Origin of the sequence: Actinomadura barringtoniae (assembly GCF_017573505.1) — a bacterium.
GTDB classification, from domain to species: Bacteria; Actinomycetota; Actinomycetes; order Streptosporangiales; family Streptosporangiaceae; genus Spirillospora; species Spirillospora barringtoniae.
On record NZ_JAGEOJ010000013.1, the window covers coordinates 291798 to 308763 of the forward strand.

The 16966-nt window shown below is 70.3% G+C and carries 11 protein-coding genes and 1 tRNA gene; 2 read left to right on the forward strand and 10 right to left on the reverse strand.

All coding sequences use genetic code 11. The features are described from left to right. Positions 1-20: 20 nt before the first annotated feature. The 3 genes from J4573_RS31290 to topA form a co-directional block, all read right to left on the reverse strand. Positions 21-1181, reverse strand: coding sequence for a DNA polymerase III subunit delta' (locus J4573_RS31290; RefSeq protein ID WP_208259487.1), 1161 nt, complete (start codon positions 1179-1181; stop codon positions 21-23). Positions 1182-1209: 28 nt separating this feature from the next. Next, positions 1210-3345 (reverse strand): dTMP kinase, encoded by a 2136-nt coding sequence (tmk, locus tag J4573_RS31295; protein ID WP_208259488.1) that lies wholly within the window; start codon positions 3343-3345, stop codon positions 1210-1212. A gap of 274 nt (positions 3346-3619) precedes the next feature. Beyond that, on the reverse strand, positions 3620-6319 hold the full coding sequence (gene topA / locus J4573_RS31300; RefSeq protein ID WP_307797040.1) for a type I DNA topoisomerase: 2700 nt from the start codon (positions 6317-6319) through the stop codon (positions 3620-3622). A 201-nt stretch (positions 6320-6520) separates the two neighbouring features. Between topA and J4573_RS31305 the strand changes: the two genes are divergently transcribed. Next, positions 6521-6706: a DUF5703 family protein gene (locus J4573_RS31305; RefSeq protein ID WP_026341458.1), complete on the forward strand. Its 186-nt coding sequence runs from the start codon at positions 6521-6523 to the stop codon at positions 6704-6706. Between the two features lie 389 nt (positions 6707-7095). Here J4573_RS31305 and J4573_RS31310 read toward each other — a convergent pair whose 3' ends face one another. The 3 genes from J4573_RS31310 to J4573_RS31320 all read right to left on the reverse strand — a co-directional run bounded on the left by J4573_RS31310 (position 7096) and on the right by J4573_RS31320 (position 11661). Then, on the reverse strand, positions 7096-9231 hold the full coding sequence (locus J4573_RS31310) for a chaplin family protein (RefSeq protein WP_208259490.1): 2136 nt from the start codon (positions 9229-9231) through the stop codon (positions 7096-7098). 279 nt (positions 9232-9510) lie between these two features. Continuing rightward, the gene (locus tag J4573_RS31315) at positions 9511-10251 is read right to left on the reverse strand and encodes a hypothetical protein (RefSeq protein WP_208259491.1); all 741 of its coding nucleotides are present in this window, start codon (positions 10249-10251) and stop codon (positions 9511-9513) included. A gap of 108 nt (positions 10252-10359) precedes the next feature. Beyond that, a complete protein-coding gene (locus J4573_RS31320; protein WP_208259492.1) occupies positions 10360-11661 on the reverse strand; it encodes a M20/M25/M40 family metallo-hydrolase in 1302 nt (433 codons plus the stop codon). Between the two features lie 126 nt (positions 11662-11787). Between J4573_RS31320 and J4573_RS31325 the strand changes: the two genes are divergently transcribed. Further along, a tRNA-Leu gene (locus tag J4573_RS31325) sits at positions 11788-11873 on the forward strand. On the opposite strand, the gene J4573_RS31330 is transcribed toward J4573_RS31325, so the two are convergent. The 4 genes from J4573_RS31330 to J4573_RS31345 all read right to left on the reverse strand — a co-directional run bounded on the left by J4573_RS31330 (position 11855) and on the right by J4573_RS31345 (position 16672). After that, positions 11855-13567, reverse strand: coding sequence for a recombinase family protein (locus J4573_RS31330; protein ID WP_208259493.1), 1713 nt, complete (start codon positions 13565-13567; stop codon positions 11855-11857). The two genes, J4573_RS31325 and J4573_RS31330, sit on opposite strands and share 19 nt — an antisense overlap. Further along, the gene (locus J4573_RS31335) at positions 13564-14235 is read right to left on the reverse strand and encodes a recombinase family protein (RefSeq protein WP_208259494.1); all 672 of its coding nucleotides are present in this window, start codon (positions 14233-14235) and stop codon (positions 13564-13566) included. The genes J4573_RS31330 and J4573_RS31335 overlap by 4 nt, the downstream gene beginning before the upstream one ends. A 599-nt stretch (positions 14236-14834) precedes the next feature. Continuing rightward, positions 14835-15719, reverse strand: coding sequence for a TRM11 family SAM-dependent methyltransferase (locus tag J4573_RS31340; RefSeq protein WP_208259495.1), 885 nt, complete (start codon positions 15717-15719; stop codon positions 14835-14837). Beyond that, complete coding sequence (locus J4573_RS31345) at positions 15716-16672, reverse strand: DNA methyltransferase (RefSeq protein ID WP_208259496.1); 957 nt, start codon at positions 16670-16672, stop codon at positions 15716-15718. Before J4573_RS31345 ends, J4573_RS31340 begins: the two co-directional genes overlap by 4 nt. Positions 16673-16966: the final 294 nt, after the last annotated feature.

A 16966-nucleotide genomic window follows, 5' to 3' on the forward strand; every position in this document is an offset into this window, starting at 1 on the left:
GGCCGCCTGAGCCGCCCGCGTCAGTTGGTGCGCAGGGCGAGAGCCATGGCCTCGACGGCCAGCAACGGATTGACGTTCAGCTCCAGCCGCTCCCGGCACTCCATGATCGCATCCAGGCGGCGGAGAGTGTCTTCGGCGCGCCCGGCCGCCGCGGCACTCCTGATCTCGGCGCTGAGATCGTCGTTGACCAGCGGCGTTCCAGCGCCGAGCTGGATCGTGAGCACGTCGCGGTAGTACGAGGCGAGGTCGAGGAGCGCGATGTCGAGGGAGTCGCGCTTGACCCGTGTCGCGCGGGACTTCTGCCGGTCCTCCAGCTCCTTGAGCGCCCCGGCCGTGCCGCGCGGCATGCGTCCCTTGGCGCTCTCGCCGAGCGCCTGGCGCAGCGCGCTGGTCTCGGACTCGTTCAGCTCCTCGGTGGTGACCTTGGCCTCGGCCTCGGCGGCCTTCACCAGCGCCTCGGCGGCCGTCACCGCGGGCCCGACGGAGGTGAGGCGCCGGGGCAGCGACAGCACGTCGCCGCGCCGCTTGCGCGCCTCCGGGTCGGTGGCCAGGCGCTTGGCCCGGCCGATGTGGCCCTGCGCGGCGCGCGCCGCCTGGTCGGCGATCACCTGGTCGATGCCGTCCCTGCGGACGAGCACGTCGGCCACGGCGGCGACCGGCGGCGTGCGCAGCGTCACCATCCGGCAGCGGGACCTGATCGTCACCAGCATGTCCTCGGGCGAGGGCGTGCACAGCAGCCAGACCGTGCGCGGCGGCGGCTCCTCGATGGCCTTCAGCAGCGCGTTGGAGGCGGCCTCGGTGGCGCGGTCGGCGTCCTCGAACAGCACGATCTGCCAGCGCCCGCCGCTCGGCGAGGACGAGGCGCGCAGCACCAGCTCGCGGGTCTCCTTCACGCTGTAGGACAGCCCGGACGGTCGTACGACCTCGACGTCGGCGTGCGTGCCCTGGAGCACCTGGTGGCAGGACGCGCAGTGCCCGCAGCCGCGCGGCTTCTCGGTGCACTGCAGCGCCGCGGCGAACGCGCGCGCCGCCGTGGAACGCCCCGAGCCGGGCGGCCCGGTGAACAGCCAGGCGTGCGCCATCTTGCCGTTCGCGCCGGCGTCCCCGGCCGAGGACGCGACGGCGGAGCTCAGCTGCTCGACGACCGGCTCCTGGCCCACCAGGTCATCCCACACGCTCATGCCGAAAGCCTATGGCCTGCCGGCGACCTCACGCGTCCGTGATGGCGGGGAACGTGCTGGTGATGTCCTCGGTGGAGGCCGGGATCGGGTCGGGCAGGATGGCCCGGATCCGGTCCTGGATCTCGCGGCTGATCTCCGCCTGCGGGCGGCTCGCGTCCAGGATCAGGTAGCGGTCCGGGTCGGCCTCGGCGAGGGCGCGGAAGCCGCGCAGCACCCGGTCGTGGAAGTCGTACGGCTCGGACTCGATCCGGTCGGCCTGCCCGGTGATCCGGCCCAGGCCGTCCTCGGGCGGCAGCTCCAGCAGCACGGTGAGGTCGGGAACGAGCCCGGCGGTGGCCCAGGAGTTCACCTGGGCGATCTCGCCGACCGGCTGCCGGCGCCCGTAGCCCTGGTAGGCCAGCGAGGAGTCGACGAAGCGGTCGCTGACGACGATGGCGCCGCGGTCCATCGCGGGCCTGATCACGTTCGCGACGTGGTCGGCGCGGTCGGCGGCGTACAGCAGCGTCTCGGCGCGGTCGGACAGGCCCGTCGTCTCCTTGTCGAGCAGGAGCGCGCGCAGCCGCATGCCGGTCTTGGTGGCGCCGGGCTCGCGGGTGGTGACGACCTCGAAGCCGTGGTCGCGCAGCCAGATCGCGGCGAGGCGCGACTGGGTGGTCTTGCCCGCGCCCTCGCCGCCCTCGAACGCGATGAAGACGCCCCGGCCCAGGACCGCTCGGGACGCGGTGGCGGTCTCGGCCTCGACCTGCTCGGGGAGGGTGTAGGTGTTGCCGTGCAGCGCAGCGGCCAGGTCGGGCAGCAGCGGGATGCCGCGGCGGTCGTCGAGGCGGCGGTAGGAGACCAGGCCGGCCACCAGGCCGAGCACGGCGATGATCAGCAGCGCCAGCCCGGCGCCGTCCAGGTCGTACGCCGAGTCGCCGCCGAGCTTGATGTGGTGGTCGCCGAGGACGCCCGCGAGCGGCGGCACGGCGGCGGCCGCCAGCAGGCCGGTGATCAGCGCGACGGCGCCCAGGTAGCGGTACGAGCGCTCGCGGTCGCCGGTCGCCTCGCTCGCCACCGCGTTGCCGGTCGACCAGGCGACCCCGGCGGCCAGGCCGAGCAGGCCGCTGACGAAGACGACCACGACGAGGTTCTGGATCAGGGAGATCGCGACCAGCGCGAGCGCCGCGACGAGCACGGACAGGCCGAGCAGCCGGCGGCGGCTGAACGGGCCGAAGATCCGCGGGCCGAGGAAGGCGCCGAACGCCAGCCCGATCGACAGCCCTGCCGCGATCGAGCCGTAGCCCGCGTCGCCGCCGCCGAGCACGTGCGCGTAGACCTTGGCGACGGCGACGACCGCGCCGCCCGCCAGCGAGACGCCGACCAGCGCCAGCGCGAGGCCGTGCAGGCCCGGGCGCGCGGCCTGTCCCTCGCGCTGTCCCTCACCCTGTCCCGCGGCCTGGCCCGCGCCCGTGCGTTCGGGCTGCAGGCCCTGGAAGACCAGCTTCACGGCCGACTGCGCGGAGAAGCCCGCCTCGTCGCGGGTGGGCAGTTCGCGGAGCGCCGCGACGGCGGCGGCCGCGCCCAGGAACACCACGGCGGTCACGTACAGCGGCAGGTCGGCGCGTTCGGCGGCCTTGAACGAGCCGCTGGCGATCAGCGCCAGGATCGAGAACAGCACGGCCGCCAGCGGCGCCGTACCGTACGCCGCCAGCCGGCCGGCGCGGCGCGCGTCGTCGCGCAGCTCCTCGGGGACCATGCCGGGGCCGCACGCCCCGACGACCGGGATCCACAGCAGCGTCACACACGCCACCAGGAACGCCGACGCCAGCGTCCACGGCACCGAGTCGACCAGCGGGACCGACACCAGCAGCGCGAACCGCAGCACGTCCGCGCCGATCATCGTCAGCCGGCGGTCGAGCCGCGCCGCCAGGGCCCCCGCGAGCGGCGCGAGCAGCACCGCCGGGAGCAGCATCGCCACCAGGACCGCGCCGATGACCTGCGCCTGCCCCTGGAAGTCGCGATCTCGAGTAAGGGCGCCTGCCATGGCGGTCAGCGCCAGGACGCTCAGCCAGTGGCCGAGACTGGACAGCGAGAGCGCGATCATCAGCCGCCGGAACGGCGTGATCGACGAGACGCCCGAAGGCGGGGCGGCGGCGTGCGGGTGGCTGGCGCCCGATCTGGTCATGTCGGTCAGGGTATCGGCGTCGATGTCCTCAGGAGCGAGACTTTGCGTCCTGAGGACCTCGACTTCAACCCGTCGCCGAATCGTCACCCGGCGGTAAGGCGCGCCGGGAGCGGCCGGTCAAGGTCCGGTCGCGCCCGGCGGTCAGGATCATGCTCCCTGATCAGAGCGGACGATCTCCCGTTTCGGGACGATTCGACCGCCCCGCCGGGAGATCGTCGATCTCCCGGTCAGGACGTGGCCGGGCTCCCGGTCCAGGACGTGATCGGGCTTCCGGTCAGGACTTGCTCGGGGCCTTGCGGCGGGGTGCCGCCTTCTTCTTCGGCCCGCCGCCGGCGGCCACCTTCTCACGCCGTTCGGCGAGCAGCTCGGCGGCGCGCTGGATCGTGATCGACTCCACCTCGTCGCCCTTGCGCAGGCTGGCGTTGGTCTCGCCGTCGGTGACGTACGGGCCGAACCGGCCCTCCTTCACCACGACCGGCTTCTCGCTCGCCGGGTCGTTGCCGAGCTCGCGCAGCGGCGGCGCGGCCGCGGCCCGGCCCCGCCCGCGCTGCTTCGGCTGGGCGAGGATCTCCTTGGCCTGCTCGAGGGTGACGGTGAAGAGCTCGTCCTCCGAGCCGAGCGAACGGCTGTCGGTGCCCTTCTTGATGTACGGGCCGAACCGGCCGTTCTGCGCGGTCACCGGCTCGCCGTCGATCTCGCCGAGCGTGCGCGGCAGCGACAGCAGCTTCAGCGCGTCGTCCAGCGTGATCGTGTCCAGCGACATCGACTTGAAGAGCGACCCCGTGCGCGGCTTGACCGCGTCGGCCTTCTTCGTGCGCTTCTTCTTCTCGCCCTCGGCGGGCGCCGGCGGCTCGGGCAGGATCTCGGTGACGTACGGCCCGAACCGGCCCGACTTGGCCACGATCGTGTGACCGGTCGCCGGGTCGGCGCCGAGCTCGCGGTCGCCGGACGGCTGCGCGAACAGCTCCTCGGCCTTCTCACCGGTGAGCTCGTCGGGCGCCAGGTCCTCGGGGATGTTGACCCGCTCGCCGTCGCGGTCCAGGTAGGGGCCGTAGCGGCCGACCCGGATCATGATGTCGGTCCCCTTGATGGGGAACGAGCTGATCTCCTTGGCGTCGATGTCACCGATGTCGCCGGTGAGCTCCTTCAGCCCGTCCTCGCCGTCGTCGCCGAAGTAGAACCGGGTCAGCCAGCCGATCCGCTCGGCCTCACCGCGGGCGATCTCGTCGAGACCGTCCTCCATGTGCGCGGTGAACTCGTAGTCGACCAGGTTGCCGAAGTGCTGCTCCAGCAGGTTGACCACGGCGAACGCCAGGAACGACGGGACCAGCGCGGTGCCCTTCTTGAACACGTAGCCGCGGTCCTGGATCGTCCCGACGATCGCCGGATACGTGGACGGGCGGCCGATCTCGCGCTCTTCCAGCTCCTTGACCAGGCTGGCCTCGGTGTAGCGGGCCGGCGGCCGGGTCGAGTGGCCCTCGGCCGCCATCGCCAGCGCGGTGAGCGGGTCGTTCTCGTCCAGGTTCGGCAGCCGCCGCTCCTGGTCGTCCCGGTCGGCCGACGGGTCGTCGGCGCTCTCCACGTAGGCCTTGAGGAAGCCGTAGAAGGTGATCGTCTTGCCGGACGCGCCGAACTCGGCGGTCTCGCCCTGAGTCGAGTCGCCGACCACGCGGACCGACACCGACTGACCGGCGGCGTCCTTCATCTGGCAGGCGACGGTGCGCTTCCAGATCAGCTCGTACAGCCGGAACTGGTCGCCCGACAGGCCCGTCTCGCCCGGCGTGCGGAAGGACTCACCGGCGGGCCGGATCGCCTCGTGCGCCTCCTGGGCGTTCTTGACCTTGCTGGTGTAGACGCGCGGCTTGTCCGGCACGTACTCGGCGCCGTACAGCGCCGCGGCCTGGCGGCGCGCGGCGGTGATCGCGGTCTCCGAGAGCTGGATGCTGTCGGTACGCATGTAGGTGATGAAGCCGTTCTCGTACAGCTTCTGGGCCACCTGCATCGTGTACTTCACCGAGAAGCCCAGCTTGCGGCTGGCCTCCTGCTGCAGCGTCGTCGTGCGGAACGGCGGGTACGGCTTGCGGGTGTAGGGCTTGCGCTCGACCGACTTCACCGCGTACGGACGGCCCGTCAGCCGGTCGGCCAGGCCGCGCGCGGCGGCCTCGTCCAGGTGCAGGGCGTCGCGGGTCTTCAGCGTGCCGTCGGAGGAGAAGTCACGGCCCTGCGCGACGCGCTTGCCGTCGACCGAGACCAGCCCGGCCTTGAACGCCTTGGGCTCGTCCTCCTTGCCGGTGTCGAACTCGGCCTGGATGTCCCAGTAGTGGGACGGGACGAACGCGATGCGCTCGCGCTCCCGCTCGACCACCAGGCGGGTCGCCACCGACTGGACGCGGCCCGCCGACAGCTTCGGCATGACCTTCTTCCACAGGACCGGGCTGACCTCGTAGCCGTAGAGGCGGTCGAGGATGCGCCGGGTCTCCTGGGCGTCCACCAGGCGCAGGTTCAGCTCGCGCGGGTTGGCCGCGGCGGCACGGATCGCGTCCGGGGTGATCTCGTTGAAGACCATCCGGTGCGTCGGCACCTTGGGCTTCAAGACCTCCTGGAGGTGCCAGGCGATCGCCTCGCCCTCCCGGTCCTCGTCCGTCGCGAGGAGAAGTTCGTCGGCCTCGGCCAGCGCCTTCTTCAGCTTGGCGACCTGCTGCCTCTTGTCGGCGTTCACCACATAGAGCGGCTCGAACTCCTCGTCGACGTTCACGCCGAGTTTCGCCCAGGCCTCGCCCTTGTACTTCGCCGGCACCTCGGAGGCGCTGCCGGGCAGGTCCCGGATGTGGCCGATACTGGACTCCACGATGTAGCCGCCGCCCAGGTATCCGGCGATCGTCTTCGCCTTGGCAGGCGACTCGACGATCACCAGGCGGGTGCCGGCGTCGCCGCCGCCCCGGCCGCTCTTCGCAGTGCCGTTCTTGGCTGGCACAGTCGCTCCAACCTCACTGTCTGGTCTCTTACACGGGCTTCCTACAACGTTCAACGACGAGAGGTTCATGCCCGCGAGTTCCCACCGCTGCAAACCTCCGACAGGATGACACGTCCCCGGCGGGGTTGCGGACCAAGCCCGCCACCAACGCGTTCCCCACCACGTTCCACTCCGTACACGAGCGGGTCATAATGGACCGCAATGGTGGAGTACACCTACCTCGTCCTGCGACTGCCGCGCGGCACCACCCGTGACACCGCCCGGCAGGTCATGACCGAGCACGCCGAACACGGCGGCTGGGAACTCGACAGATTGCGCCTCTACCCCGACGGTAGCCGCCGAATCCAACTCCGCCGGAAGATCATTCGTCAGGTCCGTACGTTTTGACCGCTCAGGACCACTCACGACCGCTCTCGTCCGGAGAGTAGCACTATGTGCGGCGGCTAAGACGTACGGTAATCATTATGCCCGACCCCGGACAGGGCTTTGCCCGCCCCGGACCGCGCCTCCGGGACGGGCAAAGCGTCCATGAAGCTTCACCTGGAAGGTGCCTTGCGGTCCGAGGACCGCGGCAGCACCGACACGGGCAAAGCGTCCTTGCGACTTCACCAGCGAGGCAGGCTTTCGGGAAACCTCGCAAGTAAAGCGTCTGTGTTCTTTTACGGATTGCCCGCCGAGCTTGATCAATTGGGGATGATCAAAAGATCTGATCAAGCCCGGCGGTCTCGCTTGGGTCGAGCTCTAGGCGAACTCGGGTCGAACTCGGTCGTACGCGATCAGCGGCGGCCGATGCGGACGCGGCGGGTCAGCGCCACGGCGGCGGACATGGCCGTCAGCATCGCGGCGGCGGCCAGCACCCAGATCGAACCGTCCTGGGTGTTGGACCCCAGCGGCTCGGAGGCGGCCATCGGCTTGACGTTGCCGAGGGCGCCGGTGGCCGTGCCGGCCTGGTCGGTCAGGCCGCCGACCTGCGGCAGCTTGATGTCACCGGAGACGGGCAGCTTGGGCAGCCCCGGCAGCTGGGGGGTGCCGGGCGTGGCGGGCACCGGGAGCGGCGCGGCGGTACGGGCGTTCGCCGGGGTCAGCGGGGTCGCCGGCAGCTGGACGGGCAGGGCCGCCAGCGGCGCGGTCGGGTTGACCGGGAGCGAGGACGCCGGGTTGACCGGCAGCGCCGAGGCCGGGTTCACCGGCAGGGCGGTGGTCGGGTCGACGGGCAGCAGCGTCGTCGGGTTGACCGGCAGGCTCCCGACCATCGGCAGCGCCGGAACGGTCCGGGCCTCACGGGCGCCGGAGACGTTCACCGGGAGCTGCTTGGTGACGGTCCCGGGCGAGACCGGCAGGGCGGGCAGCCCGGCCGGGGGCGTGACGGGCAGGCCGCCGGCCTGGCGGCCGGTGGGCAGCTGCGCCGGAGCAGCGGGCAGGGCGGGCATCGCGGGCATCGCCGAGGTCAGGCCCATCGGCAGGGCCTTGGTCACGCCGGCGAGCCCGGGCAGGCCCAGGGGCAGCCCGGGGGCGGCGGGCATCCGCTTGCCACCCCGCATGTAGGAGTTGTAGCCGCCCCAGCTGGGGCCGCCGTCGCACTGCGGCTGCGGGTGACCGGCCACCGCGACGTCGTTGCCGCAGACCTCCACCGGAGCCTTCACGGGAGCGTTGACCTGGTTGCCGGAACCGACCCCGGACTCCCCGGAGGTGGTGGCGCCCGAGCCGTTCGGCCCCACGACGGCCGCGGTGCCGTTGCACCCGGCGGCCGCGTCGCCCAGCACGGCCACGGCGTTGCCGCAGGCCTCGACCGGGATGTTGACCGGGGCGTTCACCTGGTTGCCGCCGGCCACACTGGACTTGCCGGAGGTGGTCTGCGCGCCGCCGGAGCTGCTGCGCACGTGCGCGCCGCCCTCGCAGAACGCGCCGGCCTCGCCGAGCACCGCCACCGCGTTGCCGCAGGCGCTGACCGGGATCGAGACGGGGGCGTTCACCTGGTTGCCGCCCGCGACGCTGGAGTCGCCGTTGGTGCTCTGGCCGCCGGAGCCGTGCCCGCCGTTGCGGACCGAGGCGCCGCCGTCGCAGTCGGCGACCGCGTTGCCGATCGCGTTGCCGCAGACGTCGACGGGGGCCGAGACCGGGGCGTTCACCTGGTTGCCGCCGATGACACTGGACTTGCCCGAGGTGCTCTGGCCGGCGCCGGTGTGGCCGCCGTTCTTGACCTTCGCGCCGCCCTCGCAGCCCGCGACGGCGTCGCCGAGGATCGCCGCGGAGTTGCCGCAGACGTTGACCGGTGCCGAGATGGGCGCGTTCACCTGGTTGCCCGCGACCACGCCGCTGGCGCCGCTGGTCTGCTGGCCGCCCGAGCTCTTGTTCAGTACGTCCGCGCCGCCCTCGCAGCCGGCCTCGGACGAGCCGAAGACCGCGACCGCGTTGCCGCAGGCGTTGACCGGTGCGGAGATGGGGGCGTTCACCTGGTTGCCGGACCCGACGCCGGACTGGCCCGAGGTCTTCTGGCCGCCGCCGCCCTGGTTGTTGACGGTCGCGCCGCCCTTACAACCGGCGTCCGCGGTGCCGAAGATCGCCACGGCGTTGCCGCAGGCGTTGACGGGCGCGGAGATGGGGGCGTTCACCTGGTTGCCCGACCCGACGCCGGACTTGCCGGAGGTGGTCTGGCCTGATCCGCCGCCGTTGGTGGCCGACGCGCCGCCCTTGGAGGCGGCCTTGGCGTGGCCCGCCGCCGCCACGGCGTTGCCGCTGGCGTCGATCGGCGCGGAGACCGGCAGGTTGATCTGATTACCGCCGAGCACGCTGGAGTCGCCGCTGGTGGTGTCGGCGAAGGCGCCGCTGGGGAAAGCGGTGCCCGCACCGAGAGCGACGAAGCTCGCAGTGAGCAGGGCGGCACGAGCAGTGCCCTTGGCCCACGATCGCATGATGCTCCGTTTCGGGGGAGATGATGATGAATGGAGATGGACAGATCGAGCTGGGTGGAGCTAGGTCGAGCTGATGTGAGATGTGCGGGCGCGGCCGTATGCGCGCTGTCACACCGCCGACCGGCGTCGCCTCGCGGGCGTCGTCGCGTCAGAGCGGGTTTGCGCTTCGCAGGTGGATTGCGCCGCCGTCATCTCGGGGGATGACGAGCCGCCAGGGGACGGCACGTCCCGGCCTGAAGACCCGAAGCCGCACGGGCCCAGTCCGGAGCCTGTGGGTTCCTAGTCGGGTGCGAAGGACGGCTCGTCCGCGGCGGAGCGGACGGCCGGGGGGACCGCGCCGAGCGCGGTCATGAGGATCGGCTGGGGCCGGGCGCCTGCCCAGGACCAGCGGGAGATCGGGCCACCGAAGCCGGTGAGCAGGACGACCCCGGAGGCCGGAGCCGAACTCACGGCCTGGGACGGGTCCTGGAACGGAGCGGCGGGCGCGGGAACCGGACGCGGCGAGCCCACCCGTGCGGGGGCCTGGCCGGCGTGCCGGTGCGCCTTGTGCGCCCGCTTGGCCGCCGTGGCGCCGTGCTGCTGGGCGCGTGCGCCCTGAGCCATCTTGGCGGTACGGGGCCGGACCCAGGAGACGCCGTTCGGCGTACGGGGGGCAGGGGTGTCGACCCCGGCCACGGCACCGTCCACCTTGTGCGCCAACGCGGGCAGCGGCGCCGGCAGGACCTTCTTGGCGGTCCCGGCCGTCGTGGTCGTCCCGACCTTGGCGGCGGCGCCGCGTACGGCCGAGGCGGTCGCGCGGAGCAGCGACCGCGGCCCGTTCGAGGCCTGGCCCTGCACCGGCGCAACGATGCCGGGGGCGCCGGTCGCCGGCACCTCATCGGCGTGGGCCTGCGCACCCCCGATCAGCCAGCCGGTGATAGCGATCCCGACGAGAACCAGCAGCCGCCGCACGATGCGGCTGTGCACGACGCGGCGCACACGGACGGATACCGTCCGCGTCTGCTCCGGGTCGTACGCCACTGGTCCTCCTCACACCAAGAGCGGGTCGATCGCTCCCTACGGATGGTGACCGTAGCACCACGGTTCGCACTCGCGGCGGTAATTCGGAGAACCTTTTTTGACCGTCCCTTAAGCGCGATCAAGGAATTGGTCGAGAACCCGCACGCCGAAGCGCAGGCCGTCCACCGGGACCCGTTCGTCGATGCCGTGGAACATTCCCGAAAAGTCCAGTTCCGGCGGCAGCCTGAGCGGCGCGAAACCGAAGCAGCGCATCCCCAACCTGGCGAACGCCTTGGCGTCCGTCCCCCCGCTCAGGCAGTAGGGAACGGGCAAAGCCCCCGGGTCCTCCGAGGTCAGAGCGGCCTCCATCGCCGCCACGAGGGCACCTTTATAGTCCGTCTCGACCGCCCAGTCGTAATGCACGAAATCCCGCCGTACGTCCGGACCGAGCAGTTCATCCACGGTCGCGAAGAACTCCTCTTCATGACCGGGAAGAAAGCGCCCGTCGACCTGAGCGGTCGCCTCCTGCGGAATGACATTCGTCTTATATCCGGCATCCAGCCGCGTCGGATTGAGCGTGTTCTTGAGCGTCGCCCCGATCATCCGCGCCAGCGGCCCGATCTCCTCCAGCGCCGCCTCCGGCCGCTCCGGGTCGAACTCCACCCCGTACGCCATGCAGGCCCGCTCGAGGAAGGCCCGCACCGTCTTGGTCAGCCGTACCGGGAACTCATGCGACCCCAGACGCCCCACGGCCTCCGCCAAAGCGGTCACCGCGTTGTCCGGATGCACCATCGACCCGTGCCCGGCGGTCCCCCTCGCCGTGAGCTCCATCCAGCCGATGCCCTTCTCGGCCGTCTCGATCAAATACATCCGCCGATCGCCCGGCACGGTCAGGCTGAACCCCCCGACCTCCCCCACGGCCTCGGTGCACCCCTCGAACAGCTCCGGATGCTCCTGCACAAGCCACTGCGCGCCCCACTTGCCCCCGGCCTCCTCATCGGCCAGGAAAGCGAGCACGACATCCCTGGGGGGCTTCCGCCCCTCCCTCAGCCGCTGCCGCATGACCGCCAAGATCATGGCGTCCATGTCCTTCATGTCCACGGCCCCGCGACCCCAGACGCACCCGTCGGCGATCTCGCCCCCGAACGGGTCCCGCGTCCAGTCCTCGGCCCGCGCCGGCACCACGTCCAGATGCCCATGCAGCAATAGGGCGTCCCGCTCGCGGTCCTCCCCCTCGACCCGCACCACCAGGCTGGCCCGCCCCGGATGCGACTCGTAGATCTCCGGCCGCAGCCCCACCTCTTCGAGCAGCCCCGCCACATACTCCGCGGCGACCCGCTCACCCGGCCCCGAGTGATCACCCGGGTTACTGGTGTCGATCCTGATCAGCTCCTGGCAGAGCCGAACGACCTCGTCCTCAGCGGCCGACATCCCCACAATGATCACCTTCGCGCCTAGGGTTCCCTCCCCGCCATGGTGCCCCGCGATCGACTTCGCCGCGAGTCGGGACCTTTGGTATGGTGAAGCCCGCCGCGCAGCGCTGCTGCGTGCACCCCGGTCCGGGTGGCGGAATAGGCAGACGCGCTAGCTTGAGGTGCTAGTGCCCTTTACGGGGCATGGGGGTTCAAGTCCCCCCTCGGACACGTACCGTTACCCCATGGTAGGGATCATCGGTGGATAGCCCGATGTGATCCGGGTCGAGGTTCGCCTCGACCCGGATTTCTTGTTTGTCGGGCTGATACGTGAGCCGTACGCCGAGCTGCTGATAGACGTTCTGCTGGTCCTGCGGCTTGGCATTCGTGAGGATGCACACCAGTCCGCCGAGTCGGATGATGAACTGCTCGATCTCTTCCTCGGTCATGGTCTGTTGCTGCCCAGACTCGGCCTCGCGTAGTTCGGCCTCGGCGGCCGTGCGTTCGCTGTTGGTCTCGGCGATCCACTTGGTGATCGTGACCGGATCGGCCCCAGCCTCAAGGGCGGCGCGATGACGGTTGAGCTTGTTGTCGCAGTCGGCGATCTTCGCTCGGGCGCGGATGGCCACGGTGTTGGCTGGTTGCTTCTGCGCTCCGTAGAGGTCGGCGATGGTCTGCTTGATGCGGTGTGGGGCCAGGACCTTGGCGAGCCAGGGGTCCAGGAGCTCGGTCACCTGCTTCTCGCGTACGAACACGTTGCGGGGATGCTGCACCTTGTTGGCCAGCGCGTACTCCTGCGGATAACGGCACCGGAAGTAGGTGTAATCGCTGTAGGCGTGCGCCTGCATCTTCCGGTGGCACAACCCGCAGTAGATCACCCCGCGCAAGGCGTACTGGCGTTTGGTCCGCTCGCGCGCCTTAGTACCACCCTTCTGCCGACGGCGGGCTGCGAGCTTGCCCTCGATTCGACTGAAGGTCCGTTTCGGGATGATGACGGGATGGACGACCTTCTTGGAGTAGACCCACTGGTCCCGGTCGTTCCACTTGAGCTTGGTGATGTGCCCGAGGGAGACGTCATCGACATCGATGAGGACCTCGTCCCTGTGCTGGCGGTTCCAGACCTGGTAGCCGGTGTAGCGCGGGTTGGTGAGAATGGCCCGCACTGCTCCCTTAGACCAGGCCAGTCCTTCCCTGTGCCGGTTGCGGGCCCGATCATGTGCGGATGGGCAAGGGATGCCGTCACGAGTCAGGCCCTCGGCGATGGCGAACAGGCCCTTCTCGATTGATCCCTTGAGCCCGAGGAACTCACGGAAGATTCGCTTGACCACCGGCTTGGCATCAGGGTCGATGGCGAGCTTGTACAGGCGTTTCCCGTCTGCGGCCTTGCCTGGGTGTGGGTGAGGTCCGGCATCCACCAGTTTGTAGCCGTAGGGCGGGCGCCCGCCGAGGTAGCGGCCTTCGGTGACGGCGATGGCGGCCATGCTGCTGCGGACTCGGGTCCTGATGCGGTTCCGTTCGCCTTTGGACAGGCCTCCGAACACCGACATGATCATGTCGTGGGCTTCGTTCTCGGGGTCGATCCGCCCGCCCACCTCGGGCACCCAGAGCGGTACGCCGTAGTGGTCGAAGATCGGGAACGTGAGGCCGTACTGTCCGCCGTAGAAGGCCCGATGTGGTTCACCGATCACGACGGCGTCGAAGCCCCGGTTGGGGTTCTTCAGTGCGTTCAGCAGCGCGCTGGCCTGCGGGCGTCGCACCCACGGGATCGACCGGGACTTGTCGACGTCAAAGTACTCAGTGACGATCTGGCCGCCGCATGCTTCGATGAGCGCCAGCGCGCGGCGTAGCTGCCACGCCTTGGACGCGGCCGGGTCCTGCTTGTCCTCGGTGGACACTCGGCCGTAGAAGGCGAACCGGATGGTCATCGGGTGCCTCCGTTGTATCGGGTGCCAAAGGAATCCAAGGGGCCTCGGCCGTCTCGTGCGGAGAATGGATCGGCGGCGATGCGCATGATCAGGTCGTGTTCCTCGTTGTGGGGGTCGGCGGGCCCGCCGATCTCGGGAATCCACATCGACACCCCGCACTGCTCCAGCAGAGCCGGAAGCAGCCAGTGCGGCACATGTGGCTCGCCATGGAAGACATGGCTTGTACGGCCGATCACTACGGCATCGAAGCACCCTGGCTTCTGGTGAGCATCGGCAACAAGTGCGCGAGCCTGCGGGCGGCGGTGCCACGGAGTCGACCGGGACGTGCCCAGGTCGAAGTACTCGATGACGATCTGTCCGCCGTGCGGCTCGATCAGGTGGCGGGCAGGGCGAAGCTGGCGGTCGCGCGTCGCCTCGGCTTCGCTGATGCTCGTGGCGCCTGACCGGCCGTAGAAGGCGAACCGCAACGGCTCACCCTCGCCGACCTCTTGCGCGCCGGTGACCTGGGAAGTTGTTGCGTGCCGGTCTCCTGGTCCGGACCGGTGGCTCTGACCGCCCAGGAGGCCAAGCAACGCGCAGTGTTGAGCTTCGCTGGGTTCACGGTCCTCGGCGCTTGAGTCATGTGAAAGGCGCACGTAGATCGTGGCTTTGATCTGTCGAGCTTTCACCGTCGGTCTCCCTGGTCGGTGTCGGTGAGGTGCTGTCGGAGTCGGCCTTGAGCAGGAGTTGCAGCAGGGCGCGGGCCGCGCCGGGGGTGAGCCGTGGGGGCTCGACCGGCGCGACCAGACGCAACGTCCTGTTGTGATCCGTGCTCCCAGTCCGGCCTGGGCCGGTCATCGCTCCCCCATAGGCGAGCCGCTGTCCGGACCAGTGCCGTGCCACCACCGTTCAACCGGCCGGGCCCCATGCCCGACCGCGTGGCGACGGCCCATGTATGAGCGCTCGCCTCCATCGCCAAGGGCAAGGCCGGTCTCTAATGCCGACGGACTTGTTGACGGTGATGCGCAGACGATGGCCGGAGAGCCGATGTACTGCGGATGGCCGGCGAGGGCGGACAGATGCCAGGACTGGCCGCACCTGTAGGCGCGCAGCCTGACCCCAGGAGCGGCGATCCGTGCGGCCCGGCGTGCTTCGCGGCGAGTCAGGTAGCTGGTCCGCCCGCACGCCCCGCAGGTGCCGAGTTGGAGCCAGCCCAGCAGTTCGGCGATTCGATCGCGCCCCTGGCGGACTGGAGTCCGCCGCCTCATGGGCTCGGTAATCGGCCCGGTCATCGGGAGCCCTCGTTCAGGTCGCGTGCCGCCTGGAAGACCAGGAGGTCTTCGTGGGCGGTGGCGCAGGCCGGGATGTTCTTGTTGCGGGCGCGGCGAGTTTCGAGCATCTGGAAGAAGGACGCCCGGTTCACCAGCTCCCCATCCCGCAGCCCGCAAAGCAGGGCGGCGAGACGGTTGGTCAGCGCCAGCCCGGACCGCTCGGCGACCTCGGTCACCCGGCCGGGCAGATCGATCAGCTCGCCCCTGACGCGGATCGGGCGGACAGTGACAGCGACCACCCCGTACGGAGTGAGCAGCTCCGCGCAGCCGTGCAGGATCTTGCCGAACCCTTCCAGGAGGTCGTCCATGCGCTGGTGGGCGAGGTTGCCGGGGTCGGTGGAGTAGCGGTGGTTGCTCTTTTCGACCTTCCCGTCGCCGGTCTTGGTGCCGGATTTGATGTGTCCGTGGGTGTAGGAGCCGTACGGCGGTGAGGTCAGTACCAGTGCCACCTCGCCGCGTAGTGAGGCGTAGGCGGTGGTGATGTTGCGGGAGTCGCCGCACACCACCCGCCCGGTTCCGGTCGCGCCTTGGCTTTGGGCGTGCCGGACGTTGCGGGCGGTCATCGCGGCGAAGTCGCTCTCGTACTCCATCCCCGCGGCGTCACGGCCGAGGTGGATCGCCTCCACCAGGGTCGTGCCCACCCCGCACATCGGATCGAGCACCAGCTCCCCCGGCCGGGTGAACGCCTCGACCACGCGCGAGGCGATCGCCGGGAGCATCTTGCCCGGGTGCCGCATCGACTCCTCGGTGTAGCGGCCCTTGCGCTGGATCCGGGACGGCTGCTGCCCGGTCGCCAGCACCGAAGCCAGCTCCGCGCCCTTCTTGTTGTCGGGTGTGTTCATCGGGCCTCGCCCCCCTTGGGCTGGGTGCGGCGGGGTTTGGTGAACAGGCACACGTCGGCATGCACCGACACCGCAGGCGGCAACGCCTGCGACTGCGTGTCCCGCAGTTCGGCGATCTCAGTCGGGCTGGCCTGCACCACCAGCGCGTCACCCTCGATCGGGACGCGCAGAGCGATGACGTGCTGGACGTAGCGGAACCCCAGCAGGCTGGCCTGCCGCACGATCCGTGGCGCGGGATCGACGAGCCGGTTGCCCTCGTGTCGCGCAGTGGTGATGACCGCGAGATGCCCTCCGGGCCGCAGAACTTGCCACGCCGAGACCAGGAACGCGCCGAGTTGCTGCTCGGTCAGCATCCGCAGATCCGCCCGGCACGCTGGGCACGTCCTACTCCCCGCGAGCTTGGGGACGCGGCCGCTGACCTCGTACGGCGGTGGCGCGGCCACGATCAGACCGACCCGGCCCGCCTGATCGGCCAGCCCCCGGTTCATCTGATCCGGGCGGCAGGGCCGCATCGCGACCGTGGCGAGCTGGTCCTTGGTGAGGGCGGCGCGTAGCCGGGTGCCGATGTGCTGGGCGAGCGGGAAGTGGGGCACCAAGGCCACCCCTCGCCGGCCCGCCGAAGCTGCGGCTACGAGGGTGGCGTCGCTGGAGGTGAACGCCTCGGCGACCACATCGCCCTCCCGTGTGCAGGAGGAGATGAGGTGACGGGCCAGCTCGCGTCCGACCGCTCCGCGGTGGTGCGCGCAGAGGTCGGCCTTGGTGGCGGCGCGGTTCTTGCTGTTGGTGTTCAGTTCAGTAGGTGCGCCGGTCTGGTCGGTGGCGGTGTCCTGGCGGTGCCCGGTTTCGGTGTCGGAGCACAGCCATACCGTCAGCGGCAAGAGCCGCCGGATCTTGTTGTCGGCGCCGGGCTGGCCCGCGCCGGAGGCTTCCGGGTTGGAAGGCGTGTTGTTCATTGATGGGTGACCCGTAGCGGTCTCCCGGTCCCCTTACAGAGGTGAAGCACCCCCAGACGCCCCTCAGTTCAGACAGCCGCCATCGTCAAGGATCACCAAAGGCGTTCTTTGCAGTCTTGGCCCGACTGGCACGTATCAGCAGGTCAGATGGCAGGTAAGAGACTTTAAGGGGGCGGCTGGATATGGCTCTGTGCCGGTTAGAGCCGCCCTGGGGCCCTGCCTGTGCGCCCTGGGCGAGCCCACGGTGGATGAGAGTGCGTCAGGGCCGGAACCGATGTGTCGTGGTCGGCGCGG

What these genes read in the sequence shown, in the direction of transcription:
- J4573_RS31290 (WP_208259487.1), bottom strand. Translation starts at nt 1,181, where the DNA reads ATGAGCGTGTGGGATGACCTGGTGGGCCAGGAGCCGGTCGTCGAGCAG.
- tmk (WP_208259488.1), bottom strand. Translation starts at nt 3,345, where the DNA reads ATGACCAGATCGGGCGCCAGCCACCCGCACGCCGCCGCCCCGCCTTCG.
- J4573_RS31305 (WP_026341458.1), top strand. Translation starts at nt 6,521, where the DNA reads ATGGTGGAGTACACCTACCTCGTCCTGCGACTGCCGCGCGGCACCACC.
- J4573_RS31310 (WP_208259490.1), bottom strand. Translation starts at nt 9,231, where the DNA reads ATGCGATCGTGGGCCAAGGGCACTGCTCGTGCCGCCCTGCTCACTGCG.
- J4573_RS31320 (WP_208259492.1), bottom strand. Translation starts at nt 11,661, where the DNA reads ATGTCGGCCGCTGAGGACGAGGTCGTTCGGCTCTGCCAGGAGCTGATC.
- J4573_RS31330 (WP_208259493.1), bottom strand. Translation starts at nt 13,567, where the DNA reads ATGACCATCCGGTTCGCCTTCTACGGCCGAGTGTCCACCGAGGACAAG.
- J4573_RS31340 (WP_208259495.1), bottom strand. Translation starts at nt 15,719, where the DNA reads ATGAACACACCCGACAACAAGAAGGGCGCGGAGCTGGCTTCGGTGCTG.
- J4573_RS31345 (WP_208259496.1), bottom strand. Translation starts at nt 16,672, where the DNA reads ATGAACAACACGCCTTCCAACCCGGAAGCCTCCGGCGCGGGCCAGCCC.